Source organism: Microbacterium nanhaiense, from assembly GCF_014646015.1.
Taxonomy (GTDB): Bacteria; Actinomycetota; Actinomycetes; order Actinomycetales; family Microbacteriaceae; genus Microbacterium; species Microbacterium nanhaiense.
The window spans coordinates 162347-183030 of record NZ_BMMQ01000006.1; the positions used below are offsets into that span (position 1 = coordinate 162347).

At 68.7% G+C, this 20684-nt stretch carries 21 protein-coding genes; 11 read left to right on the forward strand and 10 right to left on the reverse strand.

What is annotated here, in order from left to right:
* Positions 1-40: 40 nt before the first annotated feature.
* The gene (locus IEX05_RS10785) at positions 41-775 is read right to left on the reverse strand and encodes a FadR/GntR family transcriptional regulator (protein ID WP_188701729.1); all 735 of its coding nucleotides are present in this window, start codon (positions 773-775) and stop codon (positions 41-43) included.
* Between the two features lie 86 nt (positions 776-861).
* Between IEX05_RS10785 and IEX05_RS10790 the strand changes: the two genes are divergently transcribed.
* From IEX05_RS10790 to IEX05_RS10820, 7 genes are all read left to right on the forward strand, one after another.
* Positions 862-2577 (forward strand): dihydroxyacetone kinase family protein, encoded by a 1716-nt coding sequence (locus tag IEX05_RS10790; RefSeq protein ID WP_188701731.1) that lies wholly within the window; start codon positions 862-864, stop codon positions 2575-2577.
* An 11-nt stretch (positions 2578-2588) separates the two neighbouring features.
* Positions 2589-3059 (forward strand): ribose-5-phosphate isomerase, encoded by a 471-nt coding sequence (locus IEX05_RS10795; RefSeq protein WP_188701733.1) that lies wholly within the window; start codon positions 2589-2591, stop codon positions 3057-3059.
* Positions 3059-3802, forward strand: coding sequence for a triose-phosphate isomerase family protein (locus tag IEX05_RS10800; RefSeq protein ID WP_188701735.1), 744 nt, complete (start codon positions 3059-3061; stop codon positions 3800-3802). Before IEX05_RS10795 ends, IEX05_RS10800 begins: the two co-directional genes overlap by 1 nt.
* On the forward strand, positions 3799-4569 hold the full coding sequence (locus IEX05_RS10805) for a sugar phosphate isomerase/epimerase family protein (protein ID WP_188701737.1): 771 nt from the start codon (positions 3799-3801) through the stop codon (positions 4567-4569). The genes IEX05_RS10800 and IEX05_RS10805 overlap by 4 nt, the downstream gene beginning before the upstream one ends.
* Entirely contained in the window at positions 4566-5420 is an 855-nt protein-coding gene (locus IEX05_RS10810) for a phosphogluconate dehydrogenase C-terminal domain-containing protein (protein WP_188701739.1), read from the forward strand. The genes IEX05_RS10805 and IEX05_RS10810 overlap by 4 nt, the downstream gene beginning before the upstream one ends.
* The gene (locus IEX05_RS10815) at positions 5420-6175 is read left to right on the forward strand and encodes an SDR family NAD(P)-dependent oxidoreductase (RefSeq protein ID WP_188701741.1); all 756 of its coding nucleotides are present in this window, start codon (positions 5420-5422) and stop codon (positions 6173-6175) included. Before IEX05_RS10810 ends, IEX05_RS10815 begins: the two co-directional genes overlap by 1 nt.
* Positions 6176-6336: 161 nt before the next feature.
* Positions 6337-8031, forward strand: a complete 1695-nt coding sequence (locus tag IEX05_RS10820) for a D-apionate lactonase family protein (RefSeq protein WP_188701743.1) — start codon at positions 6337-6339, stop codon at positions 8029-8031.
* On the opposite strand, the gene IEX05_RS10825 is transcribed toward IEX05_RS10820, so the two are convergent.
* From IEX05_RS10825 to IEX05_RS10855, 7 genes are all read right to left on the reverse strand, one after another.
* Positions 8028-8561: a VanZ family protein gene (locus tag IEX05_RS10825; protein WP_188701745.1), complete on the reverse strand. Its 534-nt coding sequence runs from the start codon at positions 8559-8561 to the stop codon at positions 8028-8030. The genes IEX05_RS10820 and IEX05_RS10825 overlap by 4 nt on opposite strands.
* Positions 8562-8748: 187 nt before the next feature.
* Entirely contained in the window at positions 8749-10074 is a 1326-nt protein-coding gene (locus IEX05_RS10830) for a glycoside hydrolase family 32 protein (RefSeq protein WP_188701746.1), read from the reverse strand.
* Positions 10075-10147: 73 nt separating this feature from the next.
* Positions 10148-11755, reverse strand: a complete 1608-nt coding sequence (locus tag IEX05_RS10835) for a type 2 periplasmic-binding domain-containing protein (RefSeq protein WP_188701747.1) — start codon at positions 11753-11755, stop codon at positions 10148-10150.
* Between the two features lie 37 nt (positions 11756-11792).
* Entirely contained in the window at positions 11793-12746 is a 954-nt protein-coding gene (locus IEX05_RS10840) for a carbohydrate ABC transporter permease (protein WP_188701748.1), read from the reverse strand.
* 7 nt (positions 12747-12753) lie between these two features.
* Positions 12754-13716, reverse strand: coding sequence for an ABC transporter permease (locus tag IEX05_RS10845; RefSeq protein ID WP_188701749.1), 963 nt, complete (start codon positions 13714-13716; stop codon positions 12754-12756).
* The gene (locus IEX05_RS10850) at positions 13713-14747 is read right to left on the reverse strand and encodes a LacI family DNA-binding transcriptional regulator (RefSeq protein WP_229661262.1); all 1035 of its coding nucleotides are present in this window, start codon (positions 14745-14747) and stop codon (positions 13713-13715) included. The genes IEX05_RS10845 and IEX05_RS10850 overlap by 4 nt, the downstream gene beginning before the upstream one ends.
* Before the next feature lie 80 nt (positions 14748-14827).
* On the reverse strand, positions 14828-15709 hold the full coding sequence (locus tag IEX05_RS10855) for a carbohydrate kinase family protein (RefSeq protein ID WP_188701750.1): 882 nt from the start codon (positions 15707-15709) through the stop codon (positions 14828-14830).
* Between the two features lie 172 nt (positions 15710-15881).
* On the opposite strand from IEX05_RS10855, the gene IEX05_RS10860 reads away from it, so the two are divergent.
* The gene (locus tag IEX05_RS10860; RefSeq protein WP_188701861.1) at positions 15882-16742 is read left to right on the forward strand and encodes an SMP-30/gluconolactonase/LRE family protein; all 861 of its coding nucleotides are present in this window, start codon (positions 15882-15884) and stop codon (positions 16740-16742) included.
* Here the strand turns inward: IEX05_RS10860 and IEX05_RS10865 are convergent.
* A complete protein-coding gene (locus tag IEX05_RS10865; RefSeq protein ID WP_188701751.1) occupies positions 16739-17791 on the reverse strand; it encodes a LacI family DNA-binding transcriptional regulator in 1053 nt (350 codons plus the stop codon). The genes IEX05_RS10860 and IEX05_RS10865 overlap by 4 nt on opposite strands.
* A 50-nt stretch (positions 17792-17841) precedes the next feature.
* On the opposite strand from IEX05_RS10865, the gene IEX05_RS10870 reads away from it, so the two are divergent.
* Complete coding sequence (locus IEX05_RS10870) at positions 17842-18165, forward strand: L-rhamnose mutarotase (RefSeq protein ID WP_188701752.1); 324 nt, start codon at positions 17842-17844, stop codon at positions 18163-18165.
* A gap of 66 nt (positions 18166-18231) precedes the next feature.
* Positions 18232-19914, forward strand: a complete 1683-nt coding sequence (locus tag IEX05_RS10875; RefSeq protein ID WP_188701753.1) for a glycoside hydrolase family 140 protein — start codon at positions 18232-18234, stop codon at positions 19912-19914.
* Here IEX05_RS10875 and IEX05_RS10880 read toward each other — a convergent pair.
* Positions 19904-20338 carry a MarR family winged helix-turn-helix transcriptional regulator gene (locus IEX05_RS10880; RefSeq protein ID WP_188701755.1) on the reverse strand — a complete coding sequence of 145 codons (435 nt, stop codon included), beginning with the start codon at positions 20336-20338 and terminating at the stop codon, positions 19904-19906. The two genes, IEX05_RS10875 and IEX05_RS10880, sit on opposite strands and share 11 nt — an antisense overlap.
* Positions 20339-20392: 54 nt before the next feature.
* Here IEX05_RS10880 and IEX05_RS10885 point away from each other — a divergent pair, with 54 nt between their 5' ends.
* Entirely contained in the window at positions 20393-20644 is a 252-nt protein-coding gene (locus tag IEX05_RS10885) for a hypothetical protein (RefSeq protein WP_188701757.1), read from the forward strand.
* The last annotated feature ends 40 nt before the right edge of the window (positions 20645-20684 follow it).

Below are 20684 nucleotides of genomic sequence, written 5' to 3' on the forward strand. Positions count from 1 at the left end.
AGTTGCGGCTCGGCTCCGCGGGACGGGCCGACGGCGGACCTCAGCGCGCCGATTCCGCGAGGCGCTCGCCCGCCGTGACCATGTGCACGGCCATCGCGGACGCCGCGGCATCGGCGTCGTTGGCATCGAGGGCGCGGGCGACGGCCTCGTGCTCGGCGAGCGCCAGCTCGGCCTGCTCGCGGGTGTGCACGGCGCGGTCGGAGTACACCTGCAGGAGCGAGCGCACCACGTGCAGCAGGTCGCGCAGGGTGCCGTTGCCGGCGGCGTCGGCGAGCGCGAGGTGGAACGCGAAATCCGCCTTCGCGAACGCCTGCAGGTCGTCGCCCGCCGCGCGCATCTCATCGAGGTGCCGCGCGATCGTCTCGCGGGCCTCGGCCGAGGCGTGCGTCGCCGCGATGCGCGCGACGTAGATCTCCAGCCCCGAGCGCAGCTCGATGAGCTCCGCAGTGTTGCGCTCGCCGATCAGCAGCCCCCAGCGCAGGGTCTGCGGCAGCAGCGCGCTGGCCTCGCCGCGCAGATAGGTTCCGGATCCGGGGCGCACGTCGACGATGCCGAGCATCTCGAGCGCGGCGAGCGCCTCGCGCACGGCCGAGCGGCCGACGCTGAGGGACGCGGCCAGTTGGCGCTCCGCGGGCAGCCGCGTGCCCGGCGCGATATCGCCGCTCGTGAACAGGTCGAGGAGCCGACGGGCGACCTCGCTGACGGGCGTTCCCGAGGGCAGAGAGCCGAGCGCCTCGGCGATGGCGTCGGATCCTCCGGTGGCGTCTGCTGGCATGATGTCGATCATACTGTGCGCCATTTGCAATTGGTCAACCGGTTTGCCAAACTAGGCGTACGTCCGTACTCACGAAAGGTTCGACGATGACCCGCCTGTGGAATGACCCCGCCGATTTCGCCGACGAGATGATCGACGGCTTCGTCGCGGCCAACGGACGCTACGTGCGCCGCGTGTCCGGCGGCGTGGCCCGCGCGACCGCGACGCCCGAAGGCCAGGTCGCGTTCGTCATCGGCGGCGGATCCGGCCACTACCCCGCGTTCGGCGGGCTCGTGGGGCCGGGGCTCGCCCACGGCGCGGCGATGGGCAACCTCTTCGCCTCGCCCTCGACGCAGCAGGTCCTCTCGGTGGCCAGGGCCGCCGAGAACGGCGGCGGAGTCCTGCTCAGCTACGGCAACTATGCCGGCGACGTGCTGAACTTCGACGCGGCGCAGGAGCAGCTCCGCGCCGCGGGCATCCCCTGCGAGACCGTGACGGTCACCGACGACGTCGCCTCCGCCGACAAGAGCGAGATCCACAAGCGGCGCGGCATCGCGGGCGACCTCACGGTGTTCCGCACCGCGGGAGCGGCCGCCGAACGCGGGGCGGACCTCGAGGAGGTCACCCGGCTCGCGCGCCGCGCCAACGACCGCACGCGCTCCTTCGGCGTCGCGTTCTCGGGCTGCTCGCTGCCCGGCGCCGAGGAGCCCCTCTTCGAGGTCGCGCCCGGCCACATGGCGCTCGGCCTGGGGATCCACGGTGAGCCCGGCCTCGGCGACACCGAGATCCCCACCGCCGACGGCCTCGCCGAGCTGCTCGTGACGCGCCTCCTCGAGGAGGTGCCCGGCGACGTCGCGGAGGTGCGCGGCGCGCGCGTCGTGCCGGTGCTCAACGGCCTCGGATCCCTCAAATACGAGGAGATGTTCGTCGTCTACCGGCGCATCGCGCGCCTGCTCGACGAGGCGGGCATCGTCGCGGTCGACCCGCACGTCGGCGAGTACTGCACGAGCTTCGACATGGCCGGCACCTCGCTGACGCTGCTGTGGCTCGACGACGAGCTCGAAGAGCTGTGGGAGACCGGCGTCGACACGCCCGCCTACCGCCGGGGGTCCGTCGACACCTCACACCTCGTCCGCGTCGAGACGAGCGACGAGGAGAGCGAGGACGCGATCGGCGACGCCGACGACTCCTCGCGCGAGGTCGCCCGCACGATCGCGGCGGCCTTCGACCTCTGGCGCGCCACGATCGACGAGAACGTCGACGAGCTGGGCCGCCTCGACGCGATCGCGGGCGACGGCGACCACGGCATCGGCATGCAGCGCGGGATCCACGCCGCCCAGGCGGCGGCGCGCGATGCGGCGGAGCGCGGCGCGGGAGCCGCGACGACGCTCGCACGGGCCGCGGACGCCTGGTCCGACCGCGCCGGTGGCACCTCCGGCGCGATCTGGGGAGCGATCCTCGACACGATCGCGGGGCACCTCGGCGATGAGGGCGTGCCCTCTCCCGACGCCATCGCGGCGGGCCTCGAGGCCGCGAAGACCCGCGTCGCCGGTTTCGGTGCCGTCGTCGGCGACAAGACCCTCGTCGACGCGCTGAACCCGCTCGCCGAGACCTTCGCGGCCCGGGCCGCGGACGGCGCGGGAATCGCCGACGCGTGGCGCGAGGCCGCCGACGCCGCCACCGCGGCCGCGGCCGCGACCGCCGACCTCCTCCCCCAGATGGGCCGGGCCCGCGCGCACCACGAGAAGGCGCTCGGCATCCCGGATCCCGGGGCCCACTCGCTCGCCCTGCTCGCGCAGGCTCTCCTCCAGCTCACCCAGTGAAAGGCACGATCATGACCGACCAGCTTCGCATCGTCATCGGCTCGGACGACGCCGGATTCGACTACAAGGAGATCCTGAAGAAGGATCTCGAGGCCAACGACGGCGTCGCGAGCGTCGTCGACGTGGGCGTGAGCGCCGACGGCCACACGCCCTACCCGAAGGTCGCGATCGAGGCCGCCGAGCGCGTCGCGCGCGGCGAGGCCGACCGCGCCTTGATCTTCTGCGGCACGGGCCTCGGCGTCGCGATCTCCGCGAACAAGGTCGCCGGGATCCGCGCCGTCACGGCGCACGACAGCTTCTCGGTCGAGCGCGCTGTCCTCTCCAACAACGCCCAGGTGCTGTGCATGGGTCAGCGCGTCATCGGCATCGAGCTCGCCCGCCGCCTCGTGCGCGAGTGGCTCACGTACCGTTTCGACGAGACCTCGGCGAGCGCCGACAAGGTCGCCGTGCTCACCGAGTACGAGACCACCGGCAGCTGCTGATGACGCGACGCATCGTCGGCATCAGCCTGAAGATGTACTTCGGGCATGCGCGGGCGACCGAGTGGTTCGCGCAGGTCGCCTCCCGGGTGGCCGCGCACGATGCCGTGGCGAGCGGATCCGTCGAGGTCTTCGTCACGCCGACGTTCCTGCAGGTCCCCGCGGCGGTCGCGGCGTTCCGCGACACCCCCGTGCGCGTCGGCGGGCAGGACGTCGCCGCCGAGGCCGAGGGCGCGTTCACGGGCGAGGTGTCGGCCTACGAGCTCGCCGAGGTGGGCGCCCGCCTTGCCGAGATCGGCCACGCCGAGCGCCGCCGCCTCTTCGCCGAGACCGACGAGGTCGTCGCGCGGAAGACCGCCGTCAGCCTCGGCGCGGGCCTTGAGCCCCTGCTGTGCATCGGCGAGACCGAGCGGCAGGATCCCGAGGACGCCGCCCGGGCGTCGGTCGCGCAGCTGCGCGCCGCGCTCGCGGGCGCGCCCGAGGGATCCGTCATCGTCGCCTACGAGCCCGTCTGGGCGATCGGGGCGCCCGAGCCCGCGGGCGAGGAGCACGTGCGCATCGTCGCCGGCGCGCTGCGTGAGGCGCTCGCGGGGCGGCCCGGTTCCGCCGTGATCTATGGCGGCGCCGCCGGCCCCGGCCTGCTCACGCGCCTCGGCGGTGCCGTCGACGGCGTGTTCCTCGGGCGCTTCGCGCACGACCCGGACGCGCTCATGACCGTCATCGACGAGGCGGGGGCGAGCGCATGATCGGTCTCGGCACCTACGCCTACTTCTGGCAACACGCCGAGGGGCTCTCGCTGACGGGTGCCTTCGAGGACACGAGGGCCCAGGGCGTCGAGCTGTTCCAGATCTGCGACTACGCACCGCTGCTCGAGATGACGGATGCCCAGCTCCGGGAGGCCGCCGCCGCCGCGCGCGGGCTCGGGCTCGCGATCGAGCTCGGCACGAAGGGCATCGAGCCCGAACACCTCCTCCGGTTCCTCGACTTGGCCGAGATCTTCGACGCCCGGCTGATCCGCGGAATGGTGCTGCGCGATCAGACCGAGGACGCCGCCGGGCTGCTCCGCCGCGTCTCCGGGTCCTTCGAGGCCGCCGGCGTCGAGCTGGCGCTCGAGACCTACGAGCAGGTACCCACGCGCGCGCTGACGGGCATCATCGACGAGGTGGGCAGCCGCGCGATCGGGATCTGCCTGGATCCGGCGAACGTCGTCGCGCAGCTCGAGAGCCCCCGCGAGTGCGTCGAGGCAACCTCGCCGTACGTCAAGAACGTGCACGTGAAGGACTTCGCGTTCGCGCGCCAGGCCGGCTGGGTGGGCTTCACCTACAGCGGCGCGCCCATGGGCGAGGGCCTGCACGATTACGACCATCTCCTCCGCACCGTGACGCCGCGAGAGCGCGGCATCAACGAAATCGTCGAGCACTGGCTGCCGTGGCAGACCGACGCCGACACGACCATCACCACCGAGCGGGCGTGGACCCGCACGACCCTCGAGATCCTCAGGAGCACACTATGAGCGAGCAGTACAAGATTGCCGTCATCGGCGCGGGCGGCAAGATGGGCATGCGCGTGTCGAACAACCTCGTGAAGACCGCGCACCAGGTCGCCTACGTCGAGAACTCGCCCGCGGGCCAGCAGCGCACGATCGAGGCCGGTCGTGAGCTGACCGATGCGTCGGTCGCCGTCGCCGACGCCGACATCGTCGTCCTCGCCGTGCCGGACCTGGCGCTCGCCGCCGTCACCGCCGAGCTCGTGCCGCAGATGAAGGCCGGCGCGGTGTGCCTGACCCTCGATCCGGCCGCCGCCTACGCGGGCCTGCTGACGACGCGCGACGACGTCATCCAGGCGGTGGCGCACCCCTGCCATCCGTCGATCTTCCTCCAGCGCGAGACCCCCGAGCAGTGGGCCGACACCTTCGGCGGCATCGCGGCTCCCCAGGACGCGATCGCCGCCGTCGAGAGCGACGACCCCGCCATGAAGACCCTCGTCGAAGAGACCGTGCGCTCGATCTACGCGCCCGTCATCGACGTGCACTTCGTGACGATCAAGCAGCTCGCGCAGCTCGAGCCGACCCTCGTCGAGACCGTCGCCTGCATGATCGGCGAGCTGCTCAACGAGGCCCTGCAGGAGGCGATCCACACGATGGGTGTGCCCGAGGCCGCCGCGCGCAGCATCATGTACGGCCACACGCAGGTCGCCCTCGCCAACGGTCTCCGCGGCGACAACCCCTTCTCGGACGCGTGCCTCATCGCCATGAAGTACGGCCGCGAAACGATCATCAAGGAAGACTGGAAGAAGATCTTCCAGGACGACGAGCTCGACAAGAACCTCGCCGCCATGCTCCACCTCGACAAGATCGAGCGCTGATGTCGCGCCTCGAAGGAAAGACCGCGCTCGTCACGGGATCCGGATCCGGAATCGGCGAGGCCGTCGCGAGGCGCTTCGCCGCCGAGGGCGCGCGCGTCGTGATCGCCGACCGCGACGCGGCGGCCGCCGAGCGCGTCGCCGGCGAGCTCGGATCCGCCGCCCGCGCCGTCACGATGGACATCTCGGACGAGACCCAGGTGTCGCAGGCCTTCGCCTCGCTCGAGGCCGATGGCTGGGCCCCGAACGTCGTCGTCGCGAACGCCGGCGTGCAGCTGTTCGGTCACGATGCCAAGGTCGCCGACCTCGACCTCGACGTCTGGCGCCGCACCGTCGACATCAACCTCACGGGCACCTTCCTGACGGTCAAGCACGCCGTGCGTTCGATGCTGGCGTCGGGCGGCGGGTCGATCATCCTCACCGGCAGCCCCACGGGCGTCACGGGCGAGGGCAACGACTTCACCGCCTACAGCACGACGAAGGCCGGCATCCACGGCATGGGACGCACGGTCGCCGCGGCGTACGCCACGCAGGGCATCCGCGTGAACACGGTCGTGCCGTCGTATGTCGAGACGCCGCTCGTCGAGGCCATCAAGAACAACCCGGTCGAGCGCGCGGCGATCACCAGCCGGATCCCGATGGGCCGCCCGGCGACGCCGGACGACCTGACGGGCGTCATGACGTTCCTCGCGAGCGACGACTCGGCGTTCGCGACGGGCGCCATGTTCACCGTCGATGGTGGGATGACGAACCTCTAGCCCTCCTCGTCCGCGTACACAACGACGCAGATTTTCCGATCCGGGCGCCGAAACCTCGGCGTGTCGCACGTGTTCGGACAAAATCTGCGTCGTTGTGTACGCGGGGTGGGCAAGATAGAGCCATATCGCGCGATGGGGCGCGAGTTTCCTGAGGGGGAAGAATGACCTGGATTCGTGAGCAGGTGCGCGAAATCACGCTCGGCGAGTGGAGCCTCGAGCTCCGCGACGACGACCTTGCGCAGATCCGCTTCCGCGGGCACGAGGTGCTGCGCTCCGTGCGCGCCGCCGTGCGCGACCGCGACTGGAACACGGCCGCCTGGACGGTCGGCGAGGTGTCGGTGTCCGACTCCGGGGCCCGGATCGCGCTCGGCTCGGACTCCTTCGGCACGAGGTTCGACGGGTTCCTCGCGATCGCGGCCGACGGCCCCGCCCTGCGCGTCGACTTCGAGGTCGACGCCGATCGGGAGTTCTGGACGAACCGCACCGGCTTGGTCGTGCTGCATCCGGCCGCCCTCTCGGGCGCACCGCTGAGGATCACGCACACCTCCGGCCTGAGCTCGCGCACCCACTTCCCCGTCGACATCTCGCCGCACCAGCCGGCCTTCGACATCCGCGCGCTGGAGGCCGAGGACGTCACGGTGACGTTCGAGGGCGACGCGTTCGAGATGGAGGATCAGCGCAACTGGACCGATGCGTCCTTCAAGACCTACAGCCGCCCGCTCGCGGATCCGTTCCCCTATCTCTTCGACGGGCCCGTGGCGCAATCGGTCACGATCGCCGTCGGCGACGAGCTCGCCGAGGCGCTCGCGGCGGGGACGGCCGGCTCCTCCTCGCCCCGGGAACGAGGGCTCGCCCTTGCGCTCGCCAAGGCCGGCGAGGTGCGCTTCTCGGTGGGCGCGTCCACGGCGCCGGGAACCGGCCCAACGGATCCGATCGGCCACGACACCCTCGTGGAGGTCGATCTCGACTGGGCCGGGTGGCCGTCGGCGATCGAGCGCGCGGCCGCCAGCGGCCTACCCCTCGATGTTCGATTGGTGCTTCCGATCGAGGATCCGCAGGCGCGCGTCCGCGAGGCCGTGGACAGCCTCGCGGAGCTGCCGCTCGCGCGCATCGCGGCGATCCAGCCGCCGACGCATCCGGCGGAGCACATGTCGGACGACGAGGCCGTGCGGATCCTGCGGGATGCGCTCGGCGACCGCGACGTGCCCGTCATCGGCGGCACGCGATCGCACTTCACCGAGCTGAACCGAGGCCAGCACCTCGCGCCGCAGGGGCTCGACGGCGTCGCTTTCAGCACGACGCCGATGTTCCACGCGCTCGAAACCCTGCAGCTGGAGCAGGCGATCGACATGCAACGCCTCGTCGCGGAGCAGGCCGTGCGCATCGCCGCGGGCGTGCCCGTGCATGTCGGCCCCGTGACCCTGCGTGCGCACCTCAACAACGTCGCGACGACCTCGCCGCGGCGCCCCGAAGGCGACGACCTCTCGGAGGGCTACGGGCCCCAGTTCCTCAACGCCGACGACGAGCGTCAGCGGGATCCGGAGCTCGCCGCCTGGACGATCGCGAGCGCCGCGGCGCTCGCCGTGCCCGGCGTGGCAACCGTGTCGTTCTTCGAGGAGTGGGGCCCGCGCGGCGTGCGCGACGCCGACGGCGCGGACTATCCCGTGGCGGATGCCCTGCGTGCGCTCGCTTCGCTGAACGGCCCTCTGGCGGTAGCGCACTCCGGGCCGGTATGGGCCATCGCCGACGCGACGAGTCTGCTCGTGGCGAACCTCGGCGAGCGGGAACAGGACGTCCGTCTCGACGAGGCGGTCATCACGGTTCCGCCACGAGGCTGGGTCGCGACGGAACGCTAGGGCGTGCCGGCCACCGTTACCGGGTCGCTCCAGTGGAACAGGTCGATGATCCGCGCGCACCAGCGCGAGAGCATCAGCAGCCGCAGGATGCCGTAGCCGGCGAGCCCGCCGACCACGTTGAAGATGACGTCGTTCACATCGGCGATGTGCCCGGCATGGAAAAGCGCCTGCATCGCCAGTTGAATGAGCTCGATGGAGAGGCTCGCAGCCACGATGGCGATGGCGACATTCCACCAGACCGGTCGCGCGAGCACGAGCGCGAGAAGGATCCCGGCCGGGAGGAACACGATCACGTTGGTCACGGCGTCGACGACCTCGTAATCGTGAAAGGGCTGGAGCGCGAGGCCCGGCGTCCAGGGCTCGTCGGTCTCGGGCAGCCGAAGGTATATCGGAAACACCGTGTTCGCCGCGATTCCGGCCGCGTACACGGCCAATGCCAGGGCGACCGCCGCGCGGGCGACAGAAAAACGTCCGCGCGCCCTCAGCCGCCAGAGCAGCAGGGCCAGGATCAGGACGCCGAACGGAATCACGAAAGGCAGTTCCGGAAGTCTTCCGAAGGGACTATCCACGTTGATCGATGCTATGAGGGTTCAGTGAGAATCGCCCCGGCTGGGCCATCGCCCGGTGAGCCGCAGCCGCGGAGATGAGCCCGGACCCGCGGATCCGGTCGCGCGATCCTTCCGCGGGTGCGGCTCATCTCCGCGGGTGCGGGTCGGGTTACGACACCTCGAAACGGTCGAGAGCTCGCGCCGGGAAGACCTGCTCCGTCATCACCACGCGGCCACCATCGGCGAACACCTCGATGATGGGGCCGTCGACGACGATCGTGACGTCCACATCGCCCTCCGGAAGCGGTGCTGCCGCGGCCGGGCGGTAGTCGGGGTGGAAGTCATTCTCGCCCGCCTGCGAGCGGTCGACGACGAGCGCGCCGTCTCCTGCGGTGATCGTCACGCGCTCGCCGTCGCTGTTGGACACCGTGGCGACGGCGCGCTCCCCCTTGGGTGCCGTAAAGCGGTGCACCTCGATTCCGCTCTCCGGCAGGATCGGTCGCTGCGCGATGGCGTAGGCGCCGTCGGGGCGGCGCTCGAGCGTCACCTCGCGCACGAGCGACATCGCCGAACGCCACGGGTACACGGGGGTGTCCCTCGCGTAGAGCCAGTTGCTCGCCCAGCCGATCATGAGGCGGCGACCGTCCGGCGCGTTGTTGAAGGAAACGGCCGCGTAGTAGTCGTGCCCGTAGTCGAGCCAGTCGTAGTCTTCGAGCTCCGCCGAATCGGTGAGGTTCTCCGCCGTGAACGTCTCGCCGTCGAAGTCACCGATGAAGAACTGCGTCCCGGATCCGCCCGCGATGCCGCCGGGATTCAGGCTGACGATGAGCACCCACTTCGTCTCGTCCGTGCCTTCGACGCGCAGGGGGAAGAGATCGGGGCACTCCCAGACGCCGCCGACCGCATGGGCCGGGCCGAAGTGCGAGGCGCGGGTCCACGCGCGCAGGTCATTCGAGGTGTACACGATCACCCGGTGATTCGTCGCCTCGACGATGACCATCACCCAGTGGCCGTCGTCCTCTCCGCCGTACCAGAAAACCTTCGGGTCGCGGAACTCCGTGGATCCGATATCGAGGACGGGGTTGCCCTCGTACCGCACCCAGGTGTTGCCCTCGTCGACACTGTAGGCGAGCGCCTGTGACTGCGTCTGCGCTCCGCTGTCGGGGGTCGCGGCCGAGGTGTAGATGGCGACCAGCGCGGTCTCGCCGGGCTGCGCGAAGCCGGCCGTGTTCCGCACATCGACGACGGCGCTGCCGGAGAAGACGAACTCGTCGTCCGTGTAGCTGATGGCGGTCGGCTGGTGCTCCCAGGTCACGAGGTCGGTCGAGGTCGCGTGTCCCCAGGACATGTCGCCCCAGGTGCGACCGTTCGGGTTGTTCTGGAAGAACAGGTGATAGACGCCCCGGTAGTGGAGCAGGCCGTTCGGGTCGTTCAGCCAGGTCTTCTCGGCCGTGTAGTGGGCCGTCGGGCGGAGGGTGTCTGCGCCAAGCGCCATGTCAGTCAATGTGTCGTCTTTCGTGGAGTATCCGGTGGTGGTGGGCCGCGTCTCACGCGACCCACCACGGGGGCTAGCCGCCGGAGGTGAAGCGGTCGTAGGCCTGCTGGTAGACCGCGGTCACGTCGGAGACGCCGAGCTGGTCGAGCTGAGCGACGTATGCGTCCCACTCGTCGGCGACGTTGTCGTTGACGATCCAGGATGCGAACTTCTCGAGCACAAGGGAGTTGATGTCGGGAACGGCGAGCGAGATCCGGTCGAGCTCCTCGTTGGAGAGCATGACGGGCGGGTAGCCGTCGTTCGCCTTATAGGGCGCGTAGTACTCATCGACGAGCTTCTGCCGTTCCTCGGCGCGCGGTTCCGGTGCGACGACGTTCTCGAAATCATCGCGCGTCGTGATGCGCGGCCCCTGCGGCGCCACTCGCTGACGGCGCTCGCCCTCGGACTCTCCGTCCGCCACGGGGATCTGCACCAGGAGGCCGTCGGCGTTCTCCTCGAGGGTGACGCCAATCGGACCCCACGCGACCTGCGCCGACATCACCGGGTCGAAGAGCCGATCGGCCCAACGCATCGTCGCCGCCGGGTACTCGTTCGACCGGGTAATCGCCATGGCGCCCCGGCTGATCTCCTGATTGTTCGAGTGCGACGCGAGCTTGCCGTTCACGCCGTCGAGGATCCCGACGAGGGCGTAATCGTCGACATGCTCCTGCCCGACCATCTCGGGTGCTTCCCACCAGAAGAAGGATCCGAGAATCGGCGTATCGGACTTGCCCTTTGCGAGATAGGCGACGTCGTCCTGCGAGAACGACTCGGGGTCGATGAGCCCCTCGGCGTACCACGCCGCGAGCGCTTCGACTCCGGCGCGGTACTCGTCGGTGTTCGCGGTGAATTCGACCTTCCCCTCGCGGACGATGCGGTGGTCGTTGTTCTCGGGCTGGCCGCCGAGCGCGGCGATCAGGTCGTGCGGATTCGCGGCGAACGAGTCGGTGCGGAACGACAGCGGGATCTCGTCCTTCTTGCCGTTGCCGTTGGGATCCTCGGTCGCGAACGCGACGAGCGCGTCGTGGTACTCGCCGATCGTGGTCGGCATGTCGAGGCCGAGCTCATCGAGCCAGGTCTTGTTGATGAAGAGGAAGTTGGGGTAAGCGAGGATCCCGAGTTCCTCGACGGAGGGCAGCGTGTAGATGTGTCCGTCCGACGCCGTCAGTGCGGCGCGGATGTCGGGGCGCTCGTCGAGGATGGCCGACAGATTGGGCGCGTGCTCTTCGATGAGATCCTCGAGCGGCACGAGCGTGCCGTTCGCGCCGTTCTGCACGATCTCGGCGTCGCTCAGACCGGTGTTGTAGAGAACATCGGGCAGCTCGTCGCTGGCGAGCATGAGGTTCTTCTTCTCGGCGTACACCTGATCCACCTGGTTGACCCAGTCGATCTTGATGTTCGTGTCCGCCTCCCACTGCTTCACGAGCTCCATGTCGGCGTAGTCCGGTGCGAGGGCGCTCTTCGAGCCTCCGAACGAGAGCGTCAGCGTCTCGTCGACGATGGGCAGGCCCTCCTCTTGAAAGCCGAAGTCGGCAGACTTGTCGGCGATGCTCGCGGCGGTATCGGATCCGGAGCAGCCCGCGAGGGCGACGACGCCCGCGCTCAGCAGGCCGATCGATGAGACGAAACGGCGATGTTTCATGGTCATTCCTTTTCTGGGGTGGGTGTGAGGGGACGGATCAGCTCTTCACGGCGCCCAGGAGGGCGCCCTGCGTGAAGTGCTTCTGCATGAACGGCAAAACGATGAGGAGCGGGATCGTCGAGATGACGATCATTCCGTACTTGATGAGTTCGCCGAGGCGCTGTGCGGCGGCGTAGGAGTCGAGCGCACCGGCGCCACCGGCGTCGGTGACGGTCGATTGGATCAGCACGTTGCGCAGCACGAGCTGCAGCGGGTACTTGTTCTCGTCGTTCAGGAAGATGAGCGCGTCGAAGAACGCGTTCCAGTTGGCGACGAGGTGGATCATGATCATGAGGAAGATCAGCGGTTTCGACAGGGGAAGCGCGATCCGGAAGAAGAAGCGGAAGTCGTTCGCACCGTCGAGCTGGGCTGCTTCGCGGAGCTCGTCGGGGATGTTCCCCTCGAAGAAGGATCGAGCGATGATCAGGTTCCACACGCCCACGGCGCCCGGCAGCACGACGGCCCAGATGGTGTCGAGCATGCCCAGCTCGCGAACCACGAGGTAGCGCGCGATCAGGCCGCCATCGATGAACATCGTGAGGATGAACAGGAAGGTGAAGAAGGTGCGCCCGAAGAGGTCCTTTCGGGACAGGGCATAGCCCGCGCCGAGAATCGTCGCGACCGAGATCGCCGTGCCGACGACGGTATAGAGCACCGAGTTCGCGAAGCCGCGCATGATGCTCGCCTCGGAGAAGATGCGCTGATAGCCCTCGAGCGTGAAGCCGCGCGGCCAGAGCCACACATTTCCGTTGAGAATCTCGTTCGGTTCGCTCACCGATGCGATCACGATGAAGTAGAGCGGGTAGATGATCGCGATGATGCCGACGAGCAGAATGCCGACCGCGATGACGTTGAACATCGGATCCGCGGCGCGTTCGCGCCACGTGCCGGGAGTGCGCGGCGGCTTCTTCGTGGAGAGCCTCGCGCCGGGCTGGAAGAGTGCCTGAGTCATGTCGTTTTCACCACAGGGTCGATTGGCCGGCGCGCTTTGCGACCCAGTTGAAGGTCGTGAGCAGCACGAGATTGATGGCGGAGTTGAACAGGCCGATGGCGGCGGAGTAGCTGAACTGCGCCTGCTGGAGGCCCGCCTTGTAGACGTAGGTCTGGATGACCTCGGAGGTCGGCAGGTTCAGGTCGGTCTGCATCAGTAGCACCTTCTCGAACCCCAGGTTGAAGAGGTTTCCGATCGCGAGAATGAACAGGATCGTGATGACGGGCATGATCCCGGGGATGTCGATGTGCCAGATGCGCTGCCACTTGTTCGCCCCGTCCACGCGCGCCGCTTCGTGCAGCGAGGGGTCGATCGCGGTGAGCGCCGCGAGGTAGACGATCATTGAGAATCCGGCGTTCTGCCAGATGTCCGACCCGATGTAGAGCGGGCGGAACCAGTCCGGATCCCCCATGAAGAACACCGGCTCGCCCCCGAAGAGGGCGATGACGTTGTTCACGACGCCGGCGCGGGGCGAGAACAGCAGGAAGATCATGCCGACGACGACCACGACCGAGATGAAGTTCGGTGCGTAGAGCACCGTTTGCGTGAACTTCTTGAATCGCGGGCTCGAGAGCTGGTTGACGATCAGGGCGAGCACGATCGGGATCGGGAACGCGATCAGGAGGCCCAGAGCGTTGATCGTGAGCGTGTTCTCGAGAAGACGCCCGAACTGGAACGACTGGACGAAGCGCACGAAGTGATCGAGCCCCACCCACGGGCTCCCCGTGAAGCCCAGCGCCGGGTTGTAGTTGCGGAACGCGATCTGGGCGCCGTACATCGGCCAGTACTTGAAGACCAGGATGAAGACGACGGCCGGCGCAAGTAATACGTATAACTGCCACGATCTGAACGCGCGTATCGCCGCGTCCTTCGCCCGTGGCCTGCCTCGCGTGGCGGCCGACCGCCGACGCTGCCGAACTGCTGTTGTCATCGCTGCACCTTCGCATTCATCACGGACTCACGCTCGACGAGCGTGCATTCGACGGCCACCCGGCGCACCTCTGAGCCGGGTCCATCGAGAAGAATCTGGAGCGCCTGACGCGCCATCTGTTCATACGGCAGGGCGACCGTTGTCAGCGCGGGGTCAAGGTTCGGCGCGAGCATGTCGTGGTTGTCGAAACCGACGATCGCGATATCGCGCCCGGGGCGCTTGCCCAGCGCCTCAAGCGCTCGATACGCACCCCACGCCGTGCGGTCGTTCCCGCAGAAGATGGCCGTGGGCGGCTCCGCCGCCGCCATCAGCCGACTCGTCAGCTCGAAGCCGTCGGCGACGATGCCGGATCCGTAGGCGACGAGGGCGGGGTCGAGTACCAGCCCCTTCTCCTCGAGGGCACGCCGGTACCCTTCGAGGCGCCCGACGCCCGCGGGAAGATCACTGTCTTCCGGCTGGATGTTGATCATCGCGATGCGGTGGTGGCCCGCATCCAGCAGGTGCCTGGTCGCGGCGTAGCCCCCGCCCACCTCATCGGGGAAGACGCTCGAGAAGCGACCCGTGGGATCCTGCGCGTTCACCACGACCGAGGGAAGCGCCTCGAGGCTCTTCGGCACGTCGACGTGACGGTGGTACATGGACGCGTAGATCACCCCCGAGACGCGATACGAGAGCATCATGTCGACCGCCGCGGCCTCGAGCTCGGCATCGTCATAGGCATCGACGGACAGCAGAACGTTTCCGGTCTCCCACGCGAACTGCTGCGCGCCCTTAAGGAGTTCGCCCGCGAAGGGGGCGCTCGCCACCTCGTCCGAGATGAAGCCGATCATCCCGGAATGGCCGCTGCGCAACGACTTCGCGAAGGCGTTCGTGCGATAGCCGAGCTGCTCGACGGCATCCTTGACGCGCTTGCGCGTGTCCTCGGACACGCGCCCGCCATCCGCACCGTTGAGCACGAGCGAGACGGTCGCCTGCGAGACGCCGGCCTGCGTGGCCACCTGCGTCATCGTGACAGCTCTGCGCTTGGCCACACCCTCACCCCTTCGGAAGTTATTCGTATAACTGGAGCTACTTTACGAGCGCTTCGCCGCGACGTCAAGCCGGAATGCGCTCACGCGGCGAGCTCGCGCGCCCACGGCAGGTTCGCCCCCGCCCGCGACACCGTGACGGCGGCCGCGCGCACCGCGTCGCGGCCGATCTGAGCGACGCGATCGCGACCGAGATCCGCGGACCCCGACTCGCACACCGACGCGATGAGCGAGGCCATGAAGGTGTCGCCGGCCCCGATCGTGTCGACGGCCTCCACGCGAACCGGATCCACGCGCACGCGCCCGCTCGGCGTCGCAAGGACGGCGCCCTCCGCGCCCATCGTCACGGCCGCGAGTCGTGCACCGTCCGCGAGCACGGCGTCGAGGACATCGCCGATCGCCTTGCCCGGGAAGAGCCATTCCGCGTCCTCATCACTCAGCTTCACCACGGTACTGAGCTGCGCGATCTCATGAAACCGCGCCTCAACCTCGCCCCTCGCCCCGACGAGATCCGGACGGATATTGGGGTCGAAGGTCACCTCCGCGGCCCCGGCCGCCCGAATCAGCCGCACCACATCCGACGCGCCGGGTTCGAGGAACGCCGCAATGGATCCCGTATGCACGACGGACGCGGGAGGCAGCGCCACGTCACCGAACCCGCCCCACGCGATATCGAAGTCGTACTCGGCGGACCCGTCCCTCCGGATCCTCGCCCGCGCCGTCGAGGTCGCGGCCGCGCGCTCGACGAGAACGCGCACGGCCGAGTCCCTCAGGTGCGCTTCGATCGCCTCGCCGCGCAGATCCGCGCCGAACTGAGTGAGCAGTGACACCTCGACGCCGAGCCTCCCGAGGCCCAGCGCGACGTTCGCGGGGCTCCCGCCCACGTGCTCGACCGAGCCGCCCTCCTTCTCGACGATGTCGATGAGTGCCTCACCGATCACGAGCACCGGTCCCGATGTAGTCATTCGTATAACCCCTTCTGATATCACGCGACTCGATGAGGATAGCCGACGCGCACCCGCCGAGCCGAAACCGCGGAGATGAGCCCGGACTGCGGATCCGATCGCGCGATCCTTCCGCAGGCGCGGCTCATCTCCGCGGGGTGGCGCCCCCCCCCCCTACACTGACAGGGTGACGATGACGTTGTTCCAGCCCGAGTCCCTGCGCCGGCTCTGGACCGGTGCCGAGTGGACCGAGGGGCCGCTCTGGATCCCCTCGACCGGCCGGGTGCGCTTCAGCGACATCCCGAATCATCGGATCATCGACGTGGATCCCGCCTCCCGCGAGGCCGTGATCGTGACGTCCGACTCCGAGTACACCAACGCCCGCGCCTTCGACGCCCGCGGCCGACTCATCGAGTGCTCGCACGGGCGGCGGCGCGTCGAACGGATCGTCAACGAGGCGACGTACGCCTCCGAGTCGGTCGTCGACTCGTGGAACGGGCGCCGCCTGAACTCGCCCAACGATGTCGTCGTCGATTCCTCCGGTGCGATCTGGTTCACGGATCCGCCCTACGGCATCGCCCCCGAGGGCCGCGAGGGCCACCCGGGCGAGCAGGAGTACGGCGGGTGCTTCGTCTTCCGATATACGCCCGCCACCGGCGAGCTGGCCGCCGCGATCACGACGATGCGGCACCCCAACGGCCTCGCCTTCTCCCCCGATGAGTCGCGCCTCTACGTCTCCGACACGGGTCACGCGTGGGACACCGACGCGCGCGGCGAGATCCTCGTGTTCGACATCGACGACGGCGAGCCGATCGGCGGCACGCGCTTCGCCTGCGTCGACGTGGGCGCCTCCGACGGCATCAAGGTCGACGGATCCGGTCGCCTCTGGAGTTCGGCCGGCGACGGCGTGTACGTCTTCTCCCCCGACGGCGCGCTCGTCGAGAAGCTGCCGCTGCCCGAACGCGTCTCAAACCTCTGTTTCGGCGGCGACGACGGCCGCGACCTCTTCATCACCGCGACCACCAGCCTGTACGCCGTGCGCGTGAACGTCTAGCCGATCGTCGTGGCGCCGGGGCTGATCTCGACCGGCACGACGACGCGCTCGTGCGCGTGGTCCGGCTGCGCCTCCGCTTCGAGCAGGCGCACCGCCTCGGCGCCCATCGCATAGCCGGGCAGCGTGATCGAGGTCATCGACATCCAGTCGTTGCCGCTCGGACGATGGTCGCCGTCCATGCCGACGATCGCGACGTCGTCCGGGATCCTCAGATCGCTCGCCGCGCGCAGCGTCGGCATCGCGCCGATCGCGAGCTCGTCGGAGAGGAACAGCAGCGCGACGCGCTCGCCGCGGGCCTTCGCCGCCCGGAGGGCGTCGATGAGCTCGCCGATGATCGCCGCGCCCGCGTTCTGCATGAGACCCGGCGTGAGGACCTCGGTGAGGCGCACGCCGCGGCGGGCGGCCGCCTCGCGGGCCCCGCGGCGCCGCTCACCCACGGGCTGCACGATGTCGTCGATCGAGAGGAAGTAGGCGTGGCGGATCCCGAGGTCCGCGATGTGGTCGACGGCGGCGCGACCGACCTGCTCGTTGTCCATGAGCACGGTGCACCAATCGGCACCCGGCACGTCGTAGTTGACGAGCACGATCGGCCGGACGTGGTTGCGGATCCGGTCGATGCCCGCGCTCGGCTCGCGCATCGAACAGACGATCACGCCGCCGGCGCGCGCCTCGGCGAAGTATCCGAGCAGGTCGTCCTGGGCGTCGTGCTGTTCGATGCCGTTGGCGAGATCGTGGGCGTTGTACCCGCTGTTGGCCATGACGACCCGCTTGCCCGTGACCCCCGCGGTGAGCTGGGCGCCGCGGGCGACCTCGACGAAGAGCCGGTTTATGAGATCGGGAACGATCAGCCCCAGGTCCTCCGAGGCGTTCTGGATCAGCGTGCGACCTGCGGAGCTGCGAATGTATCCCAGCTCGGCGATGGCGCTGTGCACCCGCTCGAGGGTCTCGGGCGCGAGCCGCTCGGGATTGTTGAGCGCGTTCGAGACGGTTCCGACCGACACCCCTGCCGCACGCGCCACGGCGCCGATGTTGGGGGTCCCCCGTCGCATCGTGTCTCCTTCGGCACGCATACGCGCCATGGTACTGGCACAGTAGAGGCATGCAGCGCATCGCATCTGTCATTGGTCTTGCAGCCGACAAGCGCGAGGAGTACGAGGCCTATCACGCCGCTGTGTGGCCCGAGGTGCTCGCCACGATCACCGAGTGCAATATTCGAAACTACTCGATCTTCCGTCACGGCGAGCTGTTGTTCTCCTACTTCGAGTACGTCGGCGACGACTACGCGGCCGATATGGCGCGAATGGCCGCCGACCCTGCCACGCAGAGGTGGTGGTCGGTGCAGGATCCGCTGCAGACCCGCCTGCCCGGCACGCCCGACGGCGATCAGTGGCTGACGATCCCGGAGATCTTCCATCACGATTGAGCTGCCCGATATGCTTAGCTATGCTTATTAGATAAGCTAAGTTCATCGATACAGGGAGGTATCGCGGTGGCTGACGTTCCCCAATGGGAGGTCTTCGAGGTCTCGCTGACATCCGATCGGCAGTACGACAACCCGTTCCTGGACGCCGAGCTCCGGGCGACGTTCACCCAGGGAGAGGTGCGCGAGAGCGTCGACGGCTTCTACGACGGCGACGGCACCTGGCGGGCGCGATTCGCGCCGATGACCAGGGGCGAGTGGCGCTACACGACGAGCTCCTCGGATCCGGCGCTCGTCTCCGAGGGATCCTTCACGGTGGGCGCGCCGATCTCGTCCGGCGGCCTGTGCCTCAGCTCGCGCTTCGGCAACTACTTCGAGCGGGAGGACGGATCACACACCCTCATCGCGAACGACGGTTGGTTCCCACACGTCGCCAACCGCGTCGGCGCGAAGAACGACTTCGACTTCGAAGACGTCGACTTCCCCCAGCCCAGCGAGGCCGACTGGTACCGCTACCTCGACCTCATCGCCGAACACCGCATCAACTTCGTCGTCGACATCGGCCAGCTGTACGCCCGCCAATCGACGATCACGGACACATCCTTCCGCTGGCCGTGGAAGGTCGTCGACGCCCAGCGGAACAGGATCGATCGCGACCGGTTCAACCTCGACTACTACCAGCGCATGGACCGGCAAATCGCCTACGCGAAGAACAAGGGCATCTTCTTCGCGATGGAGCTGCTGTACGACAACTCCGTCGTGCGGCCGCGCGAGTGGGACAACCACCCCTCGAACGTCCGCAACGGCGGCTGGCTCGAGGGCGACGGCAACGGCGTCGGGTGGCGCTCGTGGTTCGACCTCGACAACCCCGTGCACATGGAGTACGTGCGGCGATACGTGCGCTACACCTGGGCCCGCTACGGTGCGTTCTGGAACGTCGCCTGGTCGGTCGGATCCGAGAACGGGAACCTCGCGCGCATCAACGACGAGCGCCTGCCGCAGGCGTTCATCGCGCCGGAGATCCCCGCGGCGTGGTTCCAGTACTGGACTGACTTCCTCAACCGCAGGGATCCCTACGGTCGCATGAAGTCCTACGGCGACGCGGGCCGACAGGAGCTGATGATCGCGAACGCCGGCAACAACTTCATCATCACGCAGGATCCGCGCAACTACCCGAAGGACGATGTCCGGCACGGCTGGCGGGCGATGAACGCCTTCGGCGAGATGATGTGGAAGTTCGGCCGCCCCGTGATCGTCGGGGAGATGACGGCGGGGAACAACGGCCAGTACGACGCGGAGCGGCGCCTGTACTGGATCGCCTTCACGGGCGGCTACTCGATGGGTCGCGCGGACCGACACTTCCCGACGATCATCGACGGCAGGCTCGCGGAGTCGGTGAAGTTCGGCATCGACGGCGTCCCGCCGATCTACGCCGACATCCGGCGCCTCGTCGAGTTCGTCGAGGATCGCGGGATCCGATTCTGGCGCATGCGCCCGAGCGACCGCCTCCTCGAGACTCCCGACGATCTCGTCTTCTGCCTCGCCGCTGAGGAGGAGGAATACGTGCTCTACTTCGCGGAGGGCGGCGTCGCCTCCCTCGATGCGCCCGCCGGCACCGCCGAGTGGTTCAACCCCCGCACCGGCGAGACCACGGGCGCCGTCGAGATCGAGGCCGGGCGCCGGCGTTTCGCGGCGCCGGACGACGACGACTGGGTGCTGCGCCTCAGGGCCGCCGGCGACCTCACTCGGTAGCGAAGCGCTCCATGAGTTGCGCGGCACGGGCGAGCACCTCGCGCTCGTCGTCGCCCAGCTCCCGCAAGCGGTCGGTGAGCCACGCATCGCGCCGCGCCATCGTCTCGCCCACCTCCTCGGCGCCCGCGGGCGTCACGGCGAGCAGCCGCTTGCGGCGGTCGCCCCCGTCGTGCGCGCGGACGACGAGCCCGGCCTCCTCGAGCGCGTTCACGGTGCGGTTCATCGACGGCGCCGACACGCGCTCCCGTTGCGCCAGCTCCGAGAGCGTCAGCGGACCGAAGCGGTTCACGACCGCGAGGGCTCCGAACTGTGCGTCCGTGAGCCGCGTCGCGGCATCCTGCGTCAGCTCGTTGCGCAGGCGCCGGGCCAGGCGGAAGGTCGCGAGGCGCAGATCCGTGCTCTGCTCGGGGAGGGAACGTGACATGGAGCGAGTATATCTTTTTAGCAAAGCTAATGATCATCCCAGGAAGGAGACACGATGTCTCACCCGAAGCGCTTTCTCTGGATCACCCGCGAGGACTCGACCCGCGGGCACCTCTCGCACGCCCTCGCGGCGCTCGACGGCCAGTTCGCCGCGTCGACCGACGAGCTGCGGATCCTCACGGTCGCGCCCGATCGGCCCGCGGCGATCCCCGAGGGCTATCGCCTCATCACGGGCGAGCCGGTCGCGCCGGGCGCGATGAGCGACGCGGAACTGCCGAAGCAGGGCCTGCTCCTCGTCGCGGTCTGAGCAGCGGACCCCGCACGAGAATCGGAGAAATCACGAATCT

What these genes read in the sequence shown, in the direction of transcription:
- IEX05_RS10865 (WP_188701751.1), bottom strand. Translation starts at nt 17,791, where the DNA reads ATGCGACGGGGGACCCCCAACATCGGCGCCGTGGCGCGTGCGGCAGGG.
- IEX05_RS10855 (WP_188701750.1), bottom strand. Translation starts at nt 15,709, where the DNA reads ATGACTACATCGGGACCGGTGCTCGTGATCGGTGAGGCACTCATCGAC.
- IEX05_RS10785 (WP_188701729.1), bottom strand. Translation starts at nt 775, where the DNA reads ATGCCAGCAGACGCCACCGGAGGATCCGACGCCATCGCCGAGGCGCTC.
- IEX05_RS10810 (WP_188701739.1), top strand. Translation starts at nt 4,566, where the DNA reads ATGAGCGAGCAGTACAAGATTGCCGTCATCGGCGCGGGCGGCAAGATG.
- IEX05_RS10885 (WP_188701757.1), top strand. Translation starts at nt 20,393, where the DNA reads ATGTCTCACCCGAAGCGCTTTCTCTGGATCACCCGCGAGGACTCGACC.
- IEX05_RS10845 (WP_188701749.1), bottom strand. Translation starts at nt 13,716, where the DNA reads ATGACAACAGCAGTTCGGCAGCGTCGGCGGTCGGCCGCCACGCGAGGC.
- IEX05_RS10870 (WP_188701752.1), top strand. Translation starts at nt 17,842, where the DNA reads ATGCAGCGCATCGCATCTGTCATTGGTCTTGCAGCCGACAAGCGCGAG.
- IEX05_RS10815 (WP_188701741.1), top strand. Translation starts at nt 5,420, where the DNA reads ATGTCGCGCCTCGAAGGAAAGACCGCGCTCGTCACGGGATCCGGATCC.
- IEX05_RS10790 (WP_188701731.1), top strand. Translation starts at nt 862, where the DNA reads ATGACCCGCCTGTGGAATGACCCCGCCGATTTCGCCGACGAGATGATC.
- IEX05_RS10820 (WP_188701743.1), top strand. Translation starts at nt 6,337, where the DNA reads ATGACCTGGATTCGTGAGCAGGTGCGCGAAATCACGCTCGGCGAGTGG.
- IEX05_RS10800 (WP_188701735.1), top strand. Translation starts at nt 3,059, where the DNA reads ATGACGCGACGCATCGTCGGCATCAGCCTGAAGATGTACTTCGGGCAT.
- IEX05_RS10835 (WP_188701747.1), bottom strand. Translation starts at nt 11,755, where the DNA reads ATGAAACATCGCCGTTTCGTCTCATCGATCGGCCTGCTGAGCGCGGGC.
- IEX05_RS10860 (WP_188701861.1), top strand. Translation starts at nt 15,882, where the DNA reads ATGACGTTGTTCCAGCCCGAGTCCCTGCGCCGGCTCTGGACCGGTGCC.
- IEX05_RS10830 (WP_188701746.1), bottom strand. Translation starts at nt 10,074, where the DNA reads ATGGCGCTTGGCGCAGACACCCTCCGCCCGACGGCCCACTACACGGCC.
- IEX05_RS10840 (WP_188701748.1), bottom strand. Translation starts at nt 12,746, where the DNA reads ATGACTCAGGCACTCTTCCAGCCCGGCGCGAGGCTCTCCACGAAGAAG.
- IEX05_RS10805 (WP_188701737.1), top strand. Translation starts at nt 3,799, where the DNA reads ATGATCGGTCTCGGCACCTACGCCTACTTCTGGCAACACGCCGAGGGG.
- IEX05_RS10880 (WP_188701755.1), bottom strand. Translation starts at nt 20,338, where the DNA reads ATGTCACGTTCCCTCCCCGAGCAGAGCACGGATCTGCGCCTCGCGACC.
- IEX05_RS10795 (WP_188701733.1), top strand. Translation starts at nt 2,589, where the DNA reads ATGACCGACCAGCTTCGCATCGTCATCGGCTCGGACGACGCCGGATTC.